At 71.7% G+C, this 17,975-nt stretch carries 16 protein-coding genes; 7 read left to right on the forward strand and 9 right to left on the reverse strand.

Annotated elements, in window-relative coordinates:
• Position 1: 1 nt before the first annotated feature.
• From ABD466_RS25065 to ABD466_RS25075, 3 genes are read right to left on the reverse strand one after another with little or no spacing between them, the layout of a single operon-like run.
• The gene (locus ABD466_RS25065) at positions 2-1,285 is read right to left on the reverse strand and encodes an ABC transporter permease (protein WP_344659607.1); all 1,284 of its coding nucleotides are present in this window, start codon (positions 1,283-1,285) and stop codon (positions 2-4) included.
• Positions 1,282-2,127 carry an ABC transporter ATP-binding protein gene (locus tag ABD466_RS25070; protein WP_344659608.1) on the reverse strand — a complete coding sequence of 282 codons (846 nt, stop codon included), beginning with the start codon at positions 2,125-2,127 and terminating at the stop codon, positions 1,282-1,284. The genes ABD466_RS25065 and ABD466_RS25070 overlap by 4 nt, the downstream gene beginning before the upstream one ends.
• Positions 2,124-3,818 carry an efflux RND transporter periplasmic adaptor subunit gene (locus tag ABD466_RS25075; RefSeq protein ID WP_344659609.1) on the reverse strand — a complete coding sequence of 565 codons (1,695 nt, stop codon included), beginning with the start codon at positions 3,816-3,818 and terminating at the stop codon, positions 2,124-2,126. The genes ABD466_RS25070 and ABD466_RS25075 overlap by 4 nt, the downstream gene beginning before the upstream one ends.
• Positions 3,819-4,098: 280 nt before the next feature.
• On the opposite strand from ABD466_RS25075, the gene ABD466_RS25080 reads away from it, so the two are divergent.
• Complete coding sequence (locus ABD466_RS25080) at positions 4,099-4,521, forward strand: hypothetical protein (protein WP_344659610.1); 423 nt, start codon at positions 4,099-4,101, stop codon at positions 4,519-4,521.
• A gap of 171 nt (positions 4,522-4,692) precedes the next feature.
• Entirely contained in the window at positions 4,693-5,595 is a 903-nt protein-coding gene (locus ABD466_RS25085; RefSeq protein ID WP_344659611.1) for a hypothetical protein, read from the forward strand.
• A gap of 76 nt (positions 5,596-5,671) precedes the next feature.
• Here ABD466_RS25085 and ABD466_RS25090 read toward each other — a convergent pair whose 3' ends face one another.
• Genes ABD466_RS25090 through ABD466_RS25100 form a run of 3 tightly spaced genes read right to left on the reverse strand, consistent with a single transcriptional unit; the run spans position 5,672 to position 7,877 of the window.
• Entirely contained in the window at positions 5,672-6,631 is a 960-nt protein-coding gene (locus ABD466_RS25090; RefSeq protein ID WP_344659612.1) for a hypothetical protein, read from the reverse strand.
• Positions 6,628-7,260, reverse strand: coding sequence for a hypothetical protein (locus ABD466_RS25095; RefSeq protein ID WP_344659613.1), 633 nt, complete (start codon positions 7,258-7,260; stop codon positions 6,628-6,630). The genes ABD466_RS25090 and ABD466_RS25095 overlap by 4 nt, the downstream gene beginning before the upstream one ends.
• Positions 7,257-7,877: an RNA polymerase sigma factor gene (locus ABD466_RS25100; protein ID WP_344659614.1), complete on the reverse strand. Its 621-nt coding sequence runs from the start codon at positions 7,875-7,877 to the stop codon at positions 7,257-7,259. The genes ABD466_RS25095 and ABD466_RS25100 overlap by 4 nt, the downstream gene beginning before the upstream one ends.
• A gap of 768 nt (positions 7,878-8,645) precedes the next feature.
• Between ABD466_RS25100 and ABD466_RS25105 the strand changes: the two genes are divergently transcribed.
• Together ABD466_RS25105 and ABD466_RS25110 are read left to right on the forward strand one after the other, a co-directional pair.
• Entirely contained in the window at positions 8,646-9,731 is a 1,086-nt protein-coding gene (locus tag ABD466_RS25105) for an S-(hydroxymethyl)mycothiol dehydrogenase (protein ID WP_344659615.1), read from the forward strand.
• Complete coding sequence (locus ABD466_RS25110) at positions 9,731-10,357, forward strand: MBL fold metallo-hydrolase (protein ID WP_344659616.1); 627 nt, start codon at positions 9,731-9,733, stop codon at positions 10,355-10,357. The genes ABD466_RS25105 and ABD466_RS25110 overlap by 1 nt, the downstream gene beginning before the upstream one ends.
• A 72-nt stretch (positions 10,358-10,429) precedes the next feature.
• On the opposite strand, the gene ABD466_RS25115 is transcribed toward ABD466_RS25110, so the two are convergent.
• Together ABD466_RS25115 and ABD466_RS25120 are read right to left on the reverse strand one after the other, a co-directional pair.
• A complete protein-coding gene (locus tag ABD466_RS25115; protein ID WP_344659617.1) occupies positions 10,430-11,026 on the reverse strand; it encodes a hypothetical protein in 597 nt (198 codons plus the stop codon).
• On the reverse strand, positions 11,026-12,747 hold the full coding sequence (locus tag ABD466_RS25120; protein ID WP_344659618.1) for a histidinol-phosphatase: 1,722 nt from the start codon (positions 12,745-12,747) through the stop codon (positions 11,026-11,028). Before ABD466_RS25120 ends, ABD466_RS25115 begins: the two co-directional genes overlap by 1 nt.
• Positions 12,748-13,021: 274 nt before the next feature.
• On the opposite strand from ABD466_RS25120, the gene ABD466_RS25125 reads away from it, so the two are divergent.
• Together ABD466_RS25125 and ABD466_RS25130 are read left to right on the forward strand one after the other, a co-directional pair.
• Entirely contained in the window at positions 13,022-14,140 is a 1,119-nt protein-coding gene (locus tag ABD466_RS25125; protein ID WP_344659619.1) for a hypothetical protein, read from the forward strand.
• Between the two features lie 140 nt (positions 14,141-14,280).
• A complete protein-coding gene (locus ABD466_RS25130) occupies positions 14,281-14,604 on the forward strand; it encodes an acylphosphatase (protein ID WP_344659620.1) in 324 nt (107 codons plus the stop codon).
• 66 nt (positions 14,605-14,670) lie between these two features.
• Here ABD466_RS25130 and ABD466_RS25135 read toward each other — a convergent pair whose 3' ends face one another.
• Positions 14,671-16,314, reverse strand: coding sequence for a carbohydrate binding domain-containing protein (locus tag ABD466_RS25135; RefSeq protein WP_344659621.1), 1,644 nt, complete (start codon positions 16,312-16,314; stop codon positions 14,671-14,673).
• A 518-nt stretch (positions 16,315-16,832) separates the two neighbouring features.
• Here ABD466_RS25135 and ABD466_RS25140 point away from each other — a divergent pair.
• A partial coding sequence (locus ABD466_RS25140) for a dipeptidase (RefSeq protein WP_344659622.1) occupies positions 16,833-17,975 on the forward strand: 1,143 nt, incomplete at its 3' end.

Consider the following 17,975-nt stretch of genomic DNA (forward strand, 5'->3'; position numbering starts at 1 on the left):
GCTATCGCCGTAGCGCCTCCACCGGCTCCACGGCCGCGGCGCGCAAAGCGGGATACGTCCCCGCCAGCAGCCCGACCACGGCTCCGATCGCCGGCGCGGGCAGCACCAGCGCCGGGTCGAGGACGGCCGTCCAGTGCCGGACCAGCGCCACGGCCACCGTGACGCCGATGCCGAGGGCCGTGCCGATCAGGCCGCCGAGGGCGCCGATCACGGTGGACTCGGCGAGGAACTGGAACGCGATGTGGCGGGGGCGGGCGCCCAGGGCGCGTCGCAGGCCGATCTCGCCGGACCGTTCGAGGACGGAGACCAGGGTGGTGTTCGCGATGCCCACCGCGCCGATGACCAGGGTGACCCCGGCCAGCAGCAGGAACAGCGCGTTGAGCGAGCCCAGCACGTCGTCCTTCAGCGAGTGCGGGTCCGGCGGGGGGACGACGCGGAACAGCGCCGGACGGTCCGGCCGCAGGGCGGTGGCGATGTCGGCGGCGGTCTGCGGGGCCGCGCCGAGGCGGGTCTGGACGAGCATCGTCGCCGGGGACGTCGGGGACGGCGGGCCGAAGTCGGCGCGCGCCGTGCCGGCCGGGATCACCGCGCCCAGCAGGACTTCGGGCTGGCGGGCGACCCGGGTGTAGACGCCGACGACCGTGTAGGCGACGTCGTCGAGGAAGACGGCGGGCTGGGCGTCGAGGCGGGAGACGCCCAGCTGGGCGGCCACCGGCGCGGAGAGCATGATCACGTGCTCGCGGCGGCTGTCGTGGAACGCGTTGAACGTCGTCCCGACGGTGACGGTGGGGTCCATCGCCGCCAGGGCCTCCGGGTCGGCGGCGTAGACGGTGACCATGGGAGCGCCGCTGCTGCCGCCGCTGCTCGCGGCGGTCGGGACGGCGGTCACCGCCAGGGCACTGGCACTCGGGCCCGTGACCTGCCACCAGACCCCGGCGTGGACCACTCCGTGCAGGCGCTCGGCGATGGCGTCGGCGTCGGCGGGGAAGTCGTAGCGGCCGGTCGCGGCCAGCGCCTGCTCGGTCGCGGAATCGCCGACGTCGTCCACGGACACCTGGGTCGCGGACAGCACGGTGAACGCCGCGGACACCTGGCCTCCGGCGGTGGAGGTCAGGCCGAGGATCGCGACGAAGGCGCCCACTCCCAGCACGGTGCCGAGCATCGTCAGCACCGTGCGGGCCGGGCGCTGGACCAGCCCGGCGACCGCTTCGGCGGAGAGTTCGCGCAGGCGGGGACGGCAGGGGGCGATGACGGTGACGACGGCCGGGGCGGTGCGGCGGCTCATCGGTCGGCCACCGCGAGCCGGGCGCGGGTCGTGCTGCGCGGTCGCCGGGGGCGCGGGCCCTCGGTGTCGGTGTCGGTGTCGGGGTCGGGATCGGTGTCGGGGTCGGTGTCGGGATCGGTGTCAGGGTCGGTGTCGTCGTCGGCATCCGTGACGTCCGCGGTGAGCCGGCCGTCGTGGATCGTGATCCGCCGCGGCGCCCGTGCCGCCACCGCCGGGTCATGGGTGATCATCACGAGCGTCAGCCCTTCGGCGACCAGGGCCGTGAGCCGGTCCATGACCGCGTCGGCGGTGGCCGAGTCGAGGTTCCCGGTCGGCTCGTCGGCCAGCAGCACCGCGGGTTCGCTGACCAGCGCCCGCGCGATGGCCACCCGCTGCCGCTCGCCGCCGGACAGCGTCGAGGCCGTCGCGCCGAGCCGATGCGCCAGCCCCACCCGGGTCAGGGCGCTGACGGCGACGGCACGCCGCTCCGCCTTCGATCGCCGGTCGACGTAGAGCAGGCCGAGCATGACGTTCTCCACGGTCGTGCGATAGGGCATCAGGTGGAAGGACTGGAACACGAACCCGATGCGGCGCCCCCGCAACGCCGCGCGCTCGCCGTCGCCGAGTCCCGCGACGTCGACCCCGGCGATGCTCAGACTCCCGGATGTCGGCCGGTCCAGCAGACCGCACAGGTTCAGCAGCGTGGACTTCCCCGAGCCCGACGGCCCCACGATCGCCACGTGCTCGCCGGGCATGACGGTCAGGTCCGTGGGACGCAGCGCGTGGACCGGAGGCGGCCCGGGATAGGTGCGGGTCACGGCGCGCAGGGCGAGTGCGGGCATCGGGATGGCAGGGTCGCTCATGACCCACCGGCCGTTCCGACGATCACCGGCGTGCCCTCCGTCAGCGCGGTGGGATCGTCCGGCGTCACCTCGACGAATCCGTCCCCCGACACCCCCGGCGACACCGGGACCCTGCGCCGTCCGCCGTCGCCGTCCGTCGCCACGGTCACCACCGTCTTGCCGTCGGCCTGGGCCGTCACCGCGGACAGCGGCACCACGAGAACCGGTTTCGGGGTCGCCGCCGACGTCACCGTGACCCGGATGTTCGAGCCGTTCCAGCCGGCCGGCAGCGGCGCGTCGGGGACGATCGTCACCGGGAACCCGGCGACGGTCTGGCCCGGCTGGTTCGAGCCGTTCCCGCCGGAGGAGCCGCCGGACTGCCCCGACTGCCCGGACTGCTCCGACTGGCCGGACGGCCCCGACTGCCCGTCGCCCGACGCCCCCGCGGTGTAGGGCCCGACGGTGCCGACCGTACCGCCGACCGGTGCGCCGCCCTGGGCCTCGGCCAGCAGCTCGGCGCGCATGCCGGGCTTGACCTGCTCCTGCTGCGCCGAACTGAGCATCGCCGTGACGGCGAGGTCGCCGCCGGCCAGGGTGACCAGCGGTGCGGCGACCACGGATCCCGGCTGCCCGTTGACCTTCTCCACATGCACCGGCAACGTCGGGACGAACACGGCCTCGGATACCGGCAGCATCGGCCCGGTCGCCGCGACGAGATCCGCGTGGTTCTGTTCGGCCTGCGTCAGATCCGCCCGCGCGTAGGACAGCGTGGTCCGCGCCGTGTCGAGCGTGTCCTGCGCGGCCCGCACCGGCGATTCACCGCTGCCGCCTCCCGGCGGGGCACCGGCCGAGGGTTCTCCGGACGACGGCGTCCCGGACGACGGGCTCGCGGCGGCCTTCTTCGCCGCGTCGAGCGCCGCCTTGGCGCGGTCCACGGCGGTCTGGTCCGTGGCCACCGTCCGCTGCGCCGTGACGACCGCGTTCGCCGCGGCCTGCAGCGCCGCCTTGTCCTCGCGGTCGCCGGGTCCGCCGGTGGTCGGCACGTCGTACCCGAGGTGCGCGTACAGCGCGGTCAGGGCGGCCTTGGTGCCGGCGCCGAAGTGGCCGTGGGCGTCAGGTGCGCACGGGTGTCCCAGGGCCTTGAGCGCGTCCTGGAGTTCGGCCACGTCGGCGCCGTCGGCGCCCGGGCGCAGGTCCCGGTAGGCCGGGACGCTTCCCGGCAGCGCGATCACCGGCCGGCCGGACACCTCGATGATCACGTCGCCGGGTCCGACCGCGTCGCCGGGCTTCTTGCGCAGGGCCGTCACCAGCAGCTGCGCGCCGTCGCCGGCCGCGGCGGCCTTCACCGGGGTGACCGGGATCGAGGAGCGGGGCCCGACCGTGCCGCGCAGGATCACGGCGTTGGACAGGACCCTGCGGACCACCGGCGCGGTGAGCACGTTCGGGGCCGGGGCGCCGCTCCGCGCGGCCTGTTCGGCCGGCGACCTGATCAGGGTGGACGCGGCCAGGCCGCCGCCGGAGGCGACGGTGGCCACGACGGTGACCCACAGCAGCAGCCGCTGCCGGCGCACCGTCGCGGTGAGGCCCGCCACCGTCGCGGCCGAAGGGGCCGGTTCGGGTTCCGCGGCCCCGGATCCGGCCTGCTCAGAGTGCTCAGAGTGCTCAGAGTGCTCGCCGGGCCCGGTGGGCCCGGCGGAACGGGCGATGTCCACGGCCGCCGGCCGCGCTTCGGGAAGCGCGCCACGCCGCGTTTCAGGAATCCTCAACGTCCCCCCGTTTGCCCTGGTCGGAGCCGGTCCGCACCGGCCCTGACCGTGCGGCCCCCGCCGCGAGACCGGTTGACACCACCGAGAGTAACTCAGAATACTGATTCACGGTACCGGCGGCTCTTCCGTCCGGCGCAAACGGGGGTTGCCGTCTCGCATGCTCCAAGCACCATGCCCGTGCGCAGACAGCCACATATACGTGGCCTGACATCAGGAGCACAACGACATGACAAAGCATCGGATGAGGCTCGCCGTCGCCGGCGTGCTGACCACGGCCGCGCTGACGGCCACCCTGGGCCTGTCCGGGACGGCGAACGCCGCCACCGCGGGCAGCTCCGTGAACGGTTCCGTCCGGCCGATGTCCAGCTACGCCATGGGCGTGGACTACGTGGACGCCGGCTACTCGGGCAGTTCGAACACCGCCACCACCGGGGACGCGAACTTCTGCCGCGACGGGCAGTCCTGGTACTGGAACTCGATGCCGGGCGGCTGGAACGACGTGGTGTCGTCGCTGCGCGTCTACGGCAACTGCTGGACCACCATCTACGAGGACATCAACGAGGGTGGCGCGCAGGCCACGTTCACGAGCGACTCGTCCTACGTCGGCAACGCGATGAACGACCGGACCAGCTCGCAGCGGTGGTTCTGACGGGTCCGGCCCGTGCGGCCGGCCCCGCCCTGACCTGAGCTGAACCGCTCTGATCCGGATCATCCGTGGATCCGGACGGCCACCCATCGGCCGTCCGGATCCACTCCTCGGCCCTCCGGCGGTGCGCTGCCGCCGGGGGCCAAGCCTCGCCTCGCCGCGAAAGGTCCGATGATGCTCGACAAGTTGTGCCGGCGGGTGCTCGCCGGCTGTGCGGTGCTGGCCGTCGTCCCGGCGGCGGGCTGCTCGGCGAAGAGCACCCCGCCGGGCCCACCGGCCATCGGGGCGCTGCCCGTGGTCGCCGGCCCGGCGGACATCGTCCTGCCCCTGGACGACTATCTCGAGACCGACACCCAATATGCCACAAGCGTCCATGCCTTGTTGTCCCTCACTGCCCAGTGCATGTCACGGTACGGATTCACCGCTTCCACCGACTTCGGCCGGCTGCCCACCTGGCGTGACCACGGCAACCTGTTCGGTCTGGTGGACGACGCCGACACCCGCCGCGCCGGCTACAAGTGGTTCCAGCCGCGTGAGATCACGGTGGGTGACACCGCGAAGGACGCGGCCCCGCCGCGCTCGCCGGAGGAGCGGGCGGTCGCGGTCGGCTCGGTGCCGGCGTACGCCGGGAAGACCGTCCCGAAGGGCGGCTGCGACCAGGAGGCCGCGGAGAAGCTCGCCACCGGCGAGCCGGGCGCCGGGGTGAACGACGCGTTCGTCCAGAACCTGGAGAACGACGCGTACCAGCAGACCGAGGCCGATCCCCGGGTGCTGGCCGCGTTCAAGGACTGGAGCGCGTGCATGGCGGCCTCCGGCTACCAGTACTCCGTGCCGAAGGACGCCAACAACGCGGCGTTCGCCATGCCCGAGGCCGACCAGATGACGATGGCGGCCGTCGACCTGAAGTGCCGGCAGAAGGCGAACCTGGTCCCCCTGCAGCTCGCGGTGGACCGGGCCTATCAGCAGCGGCTGATCGAGAAGAACGCGCAGGCCCTGAACGACATGCGCAAGGCGATCAGCGTCCAGGCCGACAACGCGGCCCGGGAACTGGCGACGTCGCACGGCACCACCACCTGACCGCGCCGGCCGGCTCCGGTGCGGCACGGTACCCGCGGGGGTCGGGACGTCCCCGCGGGCACCGTGCCCACCCGGCCTACGCACCGCCCAGCGCGGACATGGCATTGGTGAGTTCGATGCCGATCGACTGCTTGACGTTCGCCAGCGCCTCCGCGTTCTTGTCGATCAGCGCCTTCTGATACGCGGCGTCCACCGCGACCTCCAGCCCGACCAGGTTCTGCCGCTGCCGGCACTGGAAATCGACGCCGGCCATGGTGATCTGGTCCTTGTCGGACATCCCGGTCGACGCGTTCTGGGCGTCGGCGGGCTTGGCGAACGAGTACCCGGCCTGCTTCATACAGGTGCTCCAGGTCTTGAACGCGTCCGTGATCCGCTTGTCCGACTGGCTCTGGACGAAGGCGTCGTTCGCCAGCTTGGCCACGAAGTCGTTGTCGGCCCCGTTGCCGGACTCACCCTTGTGGACCGCGTCGTCGGCCACCTTGTTGCAGCCGCCCGGCGGCACCGGCTTGCCGGCGAACGTCGGCACGGTGCCCTGCAACACCGACACCTGGTCGGGCCGCAGCGCCGTCTTCCCACCCGTCTTCGCGTCCGTCTTCGCGCCCGGCGGATCGATGTCGAGGTACCGAGGCGTGTACCACCGGTATCCGGCGCGCTGGACGTCCTGGAGGTCGACGAAACCGAACGCGGCGCGGCCCTGGTCGGTCCAGGAGGGCATCCGGGAGAAGTCCGGGGTGTAGTCGAGCCCGAAGCCGGTCATGCAGCGCACCGTCAGCATGCCGGTGGCGCGCAGGGTGGCGCTGTATTGGTCGTCGCTCTGCAGGTAGGCGTCGAGCGGGAGGACGATCTGCGCGGTGCTGCCGATCGTCGGTATGGCGCCGATGTTCGGCGGCTTGGACGTACTTCTGTCTGAGCAGCCGGCGACGGTGACGGCGACAGCGAGGCAGCCGCACACGATCGCGGACGATGCTGTGGTCGCCGTCGCCGTCGCCGTCGCCGTCGCCGTCGTCCCCGCTGTCCCGGTCCTGCCCGGCTTCACCCGCCTGCCGGCTTCCGGTCGCTGAGCTGCGACAGCCCGAGGGACCGGCACAGCTGGCCGTCGGCGCTCGGGAAGACCGCCGCCTGACCGGAGTCCAGCACACAGGCGACCAGGTGCGGCACCGGGAAGTCGTTGGTCTCCTGATGCGCCAGGGCGGCGGTGTTGTCCGCGTGCCCCGGTACCAGCAGCCCGATCTTCCACAGCCCCGAGCACGCGTCGACCGCGGCGGCCACGGCGGCGGACTGGTCCTGCGGCGCCAGTCCCGGCTGCGCCGCGGGCGCGGTGTCGGTGTACTGGCGGTTCTCCTGGGTCACGTGGTCCACGGAGAAGCAGCGGACGGTGTTCGGCACCGTCGCGGGCTTGTGGTCCCGCAGTGCCGCCGCAGCGACGGTACCACCGGCCACCGCCACGGCCAGCCCCGGCATGGCCCAGGTGAGGACCCGCTTCCGGCTCCACCCGGGCCCCACCTTCAGCCCCTTCACGCCCGTCGACGGGACAGCTACGGCGTCCCGCAGGAAGGCGTGCGCCGACGGGGCGTCCCGCAGCAACTGTTCGTCGGAGACCCGGCTGCGGCTCGCGGGGTCCAGCGGCGCCATGAGCTCTTCGAGATCGCGGATCGCGTCGGTCATGATGTTCTCCCCTCCAAGGGTGTGATGCGTGCGGCTTCCGCCGGTTCGGTCCCGATGAGCGCCCTGAGCCGCCGGCGCGCGCGATGCAGCCGCGTGTTCACGGTGCCGATCCGGCACCCGAGCACCTCGGCGACCTGCGCGGGAGTCAGCCCGTCCCAGGCGACGAGACGGATCAGCTCCCGGTCCGCTTCGGACAGCCGGGCGAAGGCACGGCCCACGGCGATCTGCTCGACGACCTGGTCGCTGTGATCGGCCTGCCGTACGGCGAACATGCCGGGGCCGCCGTGGTCGGCGTGGCCGGAGTGGGCGCCGTGCGCGAACCGCTCGGCGAACCCAGCCGCCCGGCGCCCAGACCGCACCGCGTTAGCCGACACCCGCCGCGCGACTCCGTACACCCAAGCGGTCTGCCGCTCCTCGGGCAGGCCCCGCCACTGGTCCCGCCGCTGCCAGGCGATCACGAAGGTCTCGGCCGCGAGGTCCGCGGCGGCCTCCTGAGCGCCCCGCCGAAGCAGATACCGCATGATGTTCGGATAGTCGCGTTCATAGAGCCGGGTGAAGTCGGCCTCGCCGGACCCGGCCTCCACGCCTGGCGCAGTGAGCTCTGCTCGGATCTCCACGGTCGTCCTTACGGTTCAGGGCGTGTCGTCCTTACACCAGGTACGTGTCACGAGCCGCTGGACGATTACAGGCGAGTTTTGGAGGGGGGTCACATCCCTGTTGGGGGAGGGTTGGCGTGCACGAGGGCATCGCGTCGCGGATCGTAGACGATATGCCACGTCGCGCACGAGCACCCGTGCACCGGCAGCGGAGGGAAGACCAGTCCTGAGCCCGAAAGGGTGCTCGCGCTCCCGCTGTCGGTGAAGAGCGTGACCTCAAGTGTATGAGCAGCGGTCTTGCTCGGTGCGACGTCCAAACTCTCCGCGGGGACGTCCGGAACGGTATGTATCACCGACTCCGGCGTACCGCACGTCCCGTCGATGCAGACTTGAGTCCGGACTATGCGAGCCCACAGCGCGGCGTCTGCGAACCCGCGGAAATCGACTGTCACGTTTCCACCTCCACCGCATGGTTTGCATTGCGGGCTGCCGGCGGTGCCGGAGCAGGCGCCGACGAAGAGCAGGGTGAACATGGCGGCGGTACAGCGCTTTGTGAGAAGTCTGATTTACCTATCGTACCAAGCGGCGCCCTGGAACGGTCCGAACGACAACAGCAGCGCGGTACCCAGCAACGCAGCCCTCTGACGAGGTGTGATCAAGTGTCGCCCGACCGCTTCCGCGTTTCCGGGCAGGACACCCCCGATGAGCACTCTGACGCCGCATAGCGCCCGCCGCACCCGCGGGTGTGGCACGATCCTGTCTGGGCGAGCCGACTGACAAAGGAGTGCCATGCAGCAGGTGAAGGCGGTCATCGCGCGGGCCGAGGGCGCGCCGGTCGAGATCGTGACGATCAACGTCCCGGACCCCGGTCCCGGCGAGGCCGTGGTGCGGGTGCTGGCCTGCGGCGTCTGCCACACCGACCTGCACTACCGGGAGGGCGGGATCAACGACCAGTTCCCGTTCCTGCTCGGGCACGAGGCCTCCGGGATCGTCGAGGCCGTCGGTCCCGGCGTCACCGAGGTGGAGCCCGGCGACTTCGTCATCCTGAACTGGCGCGCGGTCTGCGGCCAGTGCCGGGCCTGCCGCCGCGGTGCGCCGTGGTACTGCTTCGCCACGCACAACGCGACGCAGAAGATGACGCTCGAGGACGGCACGGAGCTGACTCCGGCGCTGGGCATCGGGGCATTCGCCGAGAAGACGCTGGTGGCCGCGGGCCAGTGCACGAAGGTCGACCCGAGTGCGCGCCCGGCCGCGGTCGGCCTGCTCGGGTGCGGCGTGATGGCGGGCATCGGCGCCGCCGTCAACACCGGCGGCGTCACCCGTGGCATGTCCGTCGCCGTGATCGGCTGCGGGGGAGTGGGCGTGGCCGCCGTCGCGGGCTCGGCGCTCGCCGGCGCGAACCCGATCATCGCCGTCGACATCGACGCCAAGAAGCTGGACGCCGCCACCCGGCTCGGCGCCACCCACACCGTCGACTCCTCCACCGCCGATCCGGTCGCCGCCATCCAGGAGCTGACCGGCGGCTTCGGCGCGGACGTGGTGATCGAGGCGGTGGGCCGGCCGGAGACCTGGAAGCAGGCCTTCTACGCCCGCGACCTGGCAGGCACCGTCGTCCTGGTCGGCGTCCCCACGCCGCAGATGACGATCCCGGACCTGCCGCTGATCGACGTCTTCGGCCGCGGCGGCGCCCTGAAGTCCAGCTGGTACGGCGACTGCCTGCCCAGCCGCGACTTCCCGATGCTCGTCGACCTCTACCAGCGCGGCAAGCTCGACCTCGACGCCTTCGTCAGCGAGGAGATCGGCCTGACCGACATCGAGGCCGCCTTCGACCGCATGCACCGCGGCGAGGTGCTGCGCTCCGTGGTGATCCTCTGATGGCCGTCCGCGTCGACCACGGCGTCACCTCCGGCACCTTCACCCTGGACGGCCAGACCTTCGACGTCGACAACAACGTCTGGGTCGTCGGCGACGACGCCGAGTGCGTCGTCATCGACGCCCCGCACTCGGTCGAGGGCGTCCTCGCCGTCGTCGGCGACCGCCGGGTCAAGGCCATCGTGTGCACCCACGCGCACGACGACCACGTCCGCGTCGCGCCCGAACTCCGCGAACGCGTCCTCGCCCCGATCCTGCTGCACCCGGACGACCGCCCCCTGTGGGAACTCACCCACGGCGGCCCCGACGATCCGCGGGCCACGCTCTGGGACGCCGACCTGGCCGACGGCCAGGTCCTCACCGTCGGCGACACCGCCCTGCACGTGCTGCACACCCCCGGCCACGCGCCCGGCGCCGTCTGCCTCTACGCACCCGACCTCGGCTGCGTCTTCACCGGCGACACGCTCTTCCACGGCGGACCCGGGGCGACCGGCCGCTCCTACAGCGACCGTCCCACCCTGGAGGCCTCGATCCGCGCCAAGCTCTTCGCGCTCCCCGACGAGACCGTCGTTCACACCGGCCACGGCGAGGACACGACCATCGGCGCCGAACGGGACCGCGGGCTCTGATCCTTCGGAACACCTGGACCCAGCCGGCCGTCTCCCCCCACGAACACGGCCGGCTGGATCAGGTGCGGTCGATCAGTGCTGCGCGCAGCACGGGGTCGGGTTCGGCACCTCGAACGGCGCCACCTTGCCGTCCGACACCGGCTGCACCACCAGCACGACCGCGCCGTCCCGCCACTGCGGCCGGACGTGGTCGCGGGTCGCCACCTCGGTGTCCGGTGCCGCCGCCGCGCCCATCAGGACGCTGACCTCGGTGATCGGACTGCGTTCGAGGATCTCGCGCACCGTGACCGTGCCGGTCAGGGTGCTGATCCCCGGGAACCGCGCCAGACGGCCCGAGCGGCCGTGCTCCGCCCTCGCGGCCAGAGCGCCCTCGACCCGGTCCTCAGGACCCTGCCGCAGGTCGCCCCAGACCAGGCCCGCCGCCGGACCCGTGACGGACCCGACCGCGGCCGGATCCACCTCGGCACCGGCCGGCACCTCGATGGTCAGCGCGATGTGCGGGGCGCCGGCGCGGACGAAGTGCGTGGCCGCCACCGGGTCGCCGGCCAGGCCGAGCCCGCTCACCACGGAGGCGAGCAGGTGGTCGGCCTCGGCCAGCGAACCGCTTCCGGCGTCCACACCCAGGATCCGTACGACGCGCGGGGCGCCGGAACCAGAGCGGGGGTCCATCAGCTCGGCAGCACCCAGATCGGGTTCCCGTAGAACCACAGGTCCTTCCACGGGTCGGCGGAGCCGAGCACGTCCATCTGCGGCCCGTTCGGGTCGATCGACGCGCCGAGCGCGCCGGCCCCGGTGCGGTTGCCGTCGGTGCCGCGCACGCGCAGGTACACCGGCCGGTCGACGGCGCCGAGCTCGTAGGTGAGGTGGACGCTGCCGCCCTTCTGGTCGATGTCGAAGGACTTCACGACGCGGGTGTTCGGCGCCTTGAACGCGTCGCGGTCCCCGGCCGGGCCGGTGACGTCGCCCTGGATGACGTCGACCCGGGCCAACTGGGGCACGAACTGCGCCCAGTTCGGACCGGCGGCCAGGTCGATGACCATCGTCAGCTGGACCCGGTCGCCGCGCTTGCAGGTCAGCACGCCGCCCAGCGTCACGCCGCGGCCCCTGCCGCGGACCCGGGCCCGCACGTCGAGGGTGTCGATCAGGCCGCCGTGGTCGACCCACACCCGGCCGTCGCGCAGCGCGCTCATCACGGCGGCGTAGTCGAACTCGCGCGCGCCGACGTGCGTGCGGCTGTAGAAGCCGGGCCAGAAGTCGCCGAGGGTGAGGTCGGGCTTCCCGCCGTGCTCGGGGGCGTTGTAGAAGCCGTTGTTGTTGAAGTCCGAGCCGGCGCCGCGCACCGAGGTGTCGCCGTAGACCTGGTGCGAGTCGGAGTTCGCGGTGATCCACCACGGCTTGCCCTCGGCCAGCAGGCTGTCCCAGAGGCCGCCGACGGTGGCGGTCATCCAGTCGAAGCCTCCGAAGGTCCGGTAGCTCTCCAGCGGGTAGCCCGGGAACGAGCTGGCGTTGGGGGAGTTGTCGTAGTAGCCGCGACCCGAGCCGGGGCCGGACGGGGCGGGCAGGCCGGCGGCCTGGTGGCCGGGCGCGCCCTCGAAGCCGACGGCGATGTGCGGCGCCGCGTCGCGCCAGCCGCGGATCTCGTGCGGGGAGTCCAGGCCCTTGCGCGCCGGGTGGTTCGCCAGGAACAGGGCGTCGCGGACCCGCTTGCGGGTGACGGCGTCGGCCAGGTAGTTGACGCCGGCCAGGGCCAGCGCCTCGTTGGCCGGGGTGCTCGCGGTGGCGTTGTTGACCACGCCGTCGAAGGAGTTCTCGAACTCCTTCAGCACCGCGACCTCGTTGTCGCCGGGGTGCACGAACACGGTGCCGTGCTCGGCGGCCGGGATGTTCCACTCCAGCCCCTGGAAGACCAGGGTGCCGTTGACGACCTCGCGGGCCGCGCGGATGTCCGGGTTCACCTTCTCCACGCCGATCTTGGCGTGCTGGGCGCTGCCGTGGTCGGTGATGACCATCCAGCCCAGGCCGAAGGCGTTGCCGTGCCGGACGTGGTCGATCACGCGGTACTGGCCGTCTGGGCTGTACTGGGTGTGGATGTGGTGGTCGCCGGCCAGCCACAGGTAGTCGGCGTCGTCGTTCCGCGAGCGCGCGGCCGGGTCCGCGGAACGGTCGTCGCCGCCGGAGGCGGCGGCGGAGCCGGCCCCGAGCACCCCCGCGGTCGCGACCCCGGCGCCGATGATGCCGGCGCTGCGCAGCACGCCGCGGCGCGAGACGTCGGCGGGCGAGAGGTCGGAGTCCGCGATGGACGTGTCCAGGAGGTGTGCGACGTCGGCCGGGCCCTCCTGCGAGTGGTCGTCGTGGTGGTGGTGATGGTGGTGGCCGTGGCCGATTCCCATTGCGCGCTCCCCAAGGTCCAGCCGGCTCCCGTGGCCGGCTTAGAAGGCACCTTGTGACAGCGACCACAATTCCGGCGGTCACGCGGACGGCACGTGGGTTGACGCCGAATGAAGGCGAGATGTCAGAGCTCGCAGTGACGGGCCGATCGTGGCGCGTGGTCGTTTCCGGCGCCTTCATCCTTGCGCGTGATTCCGAGCTGACAACAGCTTGGCACGCACCTTGAGGGTCATATGCATATACGTATATATAACTCGCACCACAGGGGGAAATTGCATGATCGGCTATGAGCTAGAGGTGGACCTGGCTGTCACGGACGAGGACGGAGACTACATCGAGGGCGACACGCATCTCGCGCTCAGTACGACCGTTCCCAGCTTCACCCTCGTCACTGATGCCCGCCTGCTGAACGACGACAACCTCTACTCCAACATCGAGTTCGTCACCGATCCCGTCAGCGTCATCGGTACACGCCACGCGACGGGGCCGGCCATCGTGCTCGCCCAGCTTGACGCGGTCCGGGCGGCTCGCGACGCGCTCTACTTCGCCGGAGAGGGCCCGCTGGCCGACGCGGACGAGACACTGACGACGGTCGGTGCGGGAGATACCGCACTGCTGAATCCGAACTTGGGCTACGACGAGACCTTCACCTTGTTGGCGCACTACTCGGTTGGTGTGCCGCTCGCCGGTATGCCCCACTTCTTCGACCGCCTCCGGGACGCCGCGCCGATTCCCGACTACGACGACGTCAGCCCGGTGCTGGTGCGCGCCCGCTTCAGCCTGTTCCAGGCCGAGTCGTTCGCCGACTGCGAGATCCGACTGTTCCTAGAGACGCCCGGCGCTCCCGCTGCGGGCTCGGCCGAGACCCGCGCGCTGTGCGGCTACCTGCAACTGGCCTACATGCAGATCTGCGCGCTGGCGGACAACCTGGACGTACAGGGTGAGGGCGCGCAGATCAAGAACCTGACAGCTGTCCTGTGCCGGTCCGCGTTCATCGACGTCTTTCCGCTGCTCTGCGCGGAGGCGCGAGCTTACTTGAGATCACGCTGCGAGGGCGACGCACCGATCATCACCAACCTCGCCGATCACCAGGAGGTCCCGCAGCCGGGCGGTGAGGAGTGGACCTTCCACGAGGACGGTGTCCGGCAGAGCGGCACGCTGGAAGCCATCACTTTGGGGGCGTTCGCTCTGTCCGTCTTCAACGGCGAACCCCGCGTCGAGCCGCAGCGGGTCTTCGGCGGCATGCGCGAGATCGCCCCGCACGAAGAGGAAGGCGCTGCGGTGGTGCCGTTCGAGATCCGTACCATCGGCGCGCAGGAGAAGGACTGGGCGGAGGTCCGTGCCGACCTCGAGGCTTTGTGCACGTGGTGCGAGGAGGCCTACCGGCGGGCGTGAACGCGGGTCCGCGGCGGGCTCACCCCCGCCGCGGAACCAGCCAGGGGGCGGCCTGCGAGCCGGCCGGCGCGACGGCGGCTCGTCACCCGTTCGGCTCAGACCAGGCGCGCGCCGGTCCCGGCATTGGGTCGAATCGACCCATGAACAGCGCATCGGCGGCCGACCAGTCCGCCACGGTCCGCGAACGCGCTGTTGCCTCCGGCCTCGTACAGGGTGTGTTTTTCCGCGACGAGTGCCGCGCCGAGGCGGTGTCGTGGAAGGTGAGCGGCTGGGTGCGGAACCGTGTCGAGGGGACCGTCGAGGCGGTCTTCGAAGGGGCGCAGGGCGCGGTGTCCCACATGGTCGAGTGGATGCGGCACGGCCCGGATAGGGCGCGAGTCAGCGATGTGCAGGTGTTCGGCGAGGAGCCCGAGGGCCTGGTCGGGTTTGCGGTGCTGCCCACAGCCGGGGACTGGCGGACCTGAGAGCCACGGACGGCGGCGGGGGCTCCACGCTCGTCCGGCGTGGAGCCCCGCGGGTCGGTGCCGTCGTCAGCGGCCTTCCAGCCCCTTGACGTTGTCCCCGAACGTCCAGCCCTTCGACCCGTCCCAGTTGATCGACCAGGTCATCAGGCCCTTGGTCTGGCCGCCGACGCTGTTCCAGGCCTGCGACACGAGCGAGGGGGTCATGTAGCCGCCGCCGGCGCCCGGCTGGGCGGGCAGGCCGGGGACCTGGTGGTCGTACGGGACCTTGATGGTCGTGCCCTGGATCACCAGGCCGGTGTTCAGGCAGTTCGTCTGGACCTGGAAGCCCTGGACGGTGGCCGCCTCGTAGGAGTCGCCGGAGCAGCCGTACATGCTGCCGTTGTAGTACTGCATGTTCAGCCACCAGAGGCGGCCGTTGTCCATGTACTTCTTGATGATCGGCAGGTACGCGCCCCAGATGGAGCCGTAGGTGACGCTGCCGCCGGTCACGTAGGCGGTTTCCGGGGCCATGGTCAGGCCGAAGCCGGCGGGCATCTGGGCGAGGACGCCGTCGATGATGCGCTCCAGGTTCGCCTGGGACGTGGACAGCGTGCCGATGCTGCCGCTGCCGGTGAGGCCGGTCTCGATGTCGATGTCGATGCCGTCGAAGTTGTACGCCTTGAGGATCGGCACGATCGTGGCGACGAACTTGTCGGCCGCGGCGCTGGAGTTGAGGTCGACGCTCGCGGCCGCGCCGCCGATCGACATCAGGATCGTGGCGCCGGCCGCCTTCGCGGCGCAGTAGTCGGCCGGGGTGCCGACCTTCACGTTGGCGTCCATGCCGTCCTGCCACTCCACGGTGCCGTCGGAGAGGATGACGGGGAACGCCGCGTTGATCACGTTGTAGCCGTGCTGTTGGATCCGCGAGTCGTTGATCGGGATCCAGCCCATGCCCGGGTGCACGCCGTTGATCGCGCCGTCCCAGTTCTCCCAGTAGCCCTGGATCACCTTGCCGGCCGGCCGTGGCTTGAGCGCGCAGGTGCCGCCGCCGGGCGATGTCGTCGGCGTGGTGGGCGGCGTGGTGGGGATGGTCGTCGGGGTGGTCGGGGTCGTGGGCGGCGTCGTCGGCGTGGTCGGGGGCGTCGTCGGGGTGGTGGAGGGCGTGGTGGACGGCGTGGTCGGGGGAGTGGTCGCCGAGGAACTGCTCGTCGGCGGCGGCCCGGCCGGCCCGGTCAGCGCGAGATCGTCGGCGTGGTAGGCGGGCAGCGCGTACCACCCGTGGACGTACACCTGGACAGAGGTCTGACTCGCGGTGGTCGTGAACGTCACCGACAGCTGCTGCCAGTCCGTCGCGGACGGCGTCCACGTGGAGGCGCCGCCGGTCACGCCGACGTACACGTAGGAACCCTCGACATAGGCGGAGAAAGTGTACGAGGTGTTCGGCTGAACCGAGACTGTCTGCGAGCACTGAGCGTCGTCCGAGCTCGTCGGCGTGCCGACGAGCGCGTAGCTCCCGGAGCGCACCGGGGAGCCGGCGACCGCGCCGGTGCCGGCGTCACAGGTCCAGCCGGACAGGTTCCCCGTCTCGAACCCGGGGTTCGTCAGCACGTTGCTCGCCGCCGCAGTGGCCGGCACAGCCGTGAGGGCTGTCACGACACCCGCGGACGCGAGTGCGAAAGCGCCGGCGACGGCCAGGAGTTGCCGTCGTCGGGAACTGAGATTCAAGGGCATGGACGTCCTCCAGGCAGCACGAGGTGGCGAGTGGGCGGAGGCCTGCTGCTGTGCCGGAGCTGCGGCTAGCACGCAGATTGGACTAGACCTGTTGGCCTGTCAAGGAGTCTGCGCAGCCTGATTCGGCAAAAGAACGCCAGAAAAAACAGCTCGCAGGCCTCTTCCTGGTGAGACCGCCCACGGCGTCGACGACACCGGGACCGCCTCTCCAGGCACCGGGGACGATCCGGTGGGCCTGCGAGCCGGGTGACTGTTGGAGATTAGCCCGCCGCCCCGGTCCTGCCGGGCGAGGCCCTACGGCCTCGTTCGCGGGCGGGGCGGCTAGCTGACAGCCACCTCACGCGTCCTGGTACTACTCAACTCAGGATCACCTCCTTTCATGTGTGTGATCACGATAGACACGCTTGCCGCGTGAACGCAATGGATTTGTCCGTTCGTCCCGTCGCACGAAGTCCCTCCCCGAAGTTCGTCGCCCCGCACAAGGACGGGGACCGGCTCGCTGCGGCACGCTGATCGGCATGGCGACGAATCCGCGAACCATCGACACCGCCGGGGGCCTTGCGAGCCTCGACCCCGGGGCACGGGAGCTGCACCGGCGCGCAGTGGTGGCCGACACCCACAACGACCTGCTGTGTTCCGTCGTGGTGCGGCCGGTGGCGCAGTGGGCGTCGTACTTCCGCGCGCAGTGGCTGCCCCAGCTGCGGGAGGGCGGTGTCGACGTCCAGGTGCTCCCGGTCTTCATCGACGACGCCTACCGGCCCGAGGGAGCGCTGCGCGAGACGCTGCGGATGATCGAGGCCGCGCACCGGATCGCGGAGGGCAACGCCGACGAGGTCAGCCTGTGCCTGGACGGCGCCGACATCGACGCGGCGCTCGCGGCCGGGCGGATCGCGCTGGTCCTGGCGCTGGAGAGCGCTCCGGGGGTGGACTCCGACATCGAGCTGTTCGGCACGCTGTTCCGGCTCGGCGTGCGCATCGCCTCGCTCGCGCATTTCGGCCGCACGCCGCTCGCCGACGGCTCGGCCGAGGACGCCGCGGGCAGCCGGCTGACCGCCGCCGGCGTCGAGGCGCTCGGCGAGATGGAGCGGATGGGGATGCTCTTCGACGTCTCCCACCTCGGTGCCGCGGGTGTCGACCACGTGCTGGAGCTCGCGACCCGGCCGGTGCTCGCCACCCACTCCTCGGCGCGTGCCCTGTGCGACCACCACCGCAACCTCACCGACGCGCGGATCGCCGCGATCGCGGAGGGCGGCGGCGTGGTGTGTGTGAACTTCTTCCCGGGGTTCCTCGACCCCGGTGAGCCCTCGCTGGCCCGGCTCGCGGACCACATCGAGCACGTCGGGAAGGTCGCGGGCACGGAGCACGTCGGCATCGGACCGGACTTCGTGGTCGAGGTGCTGCGCGACGTGCTGCCCGGCGGGGTCGAGGTCGGGCTGATGGCCGGGTGCGATCCGTTCGCCACGCTGCCCGGCCTCGCCGGGCCCGCGGGGCTGCCGCTGGTCACCGCCGAACTGCTCGCCCGCGGCCTGGACGAAGCGGTGGTCGCCGCGGTGCTCGGCGGCAACGTCCTGCGGCTGTTCCGCGCCGAGCTCGGGGTCCCGGCCGACCGCCGCGCCGACCGCGCCGACCGCGCCGACCGCGCCGACCGCGCCGACCGCGCC

The organism is Catenulispora subtropica, from assembly GCF_039531675.1.
Taxonomy (GTDB): domain Bacteria; phylum Actinomycetota; class Actinomycetes; order Streptomycetales; family Catenulisporaceae; genus Catenulispora; species Catenulispora subtropica.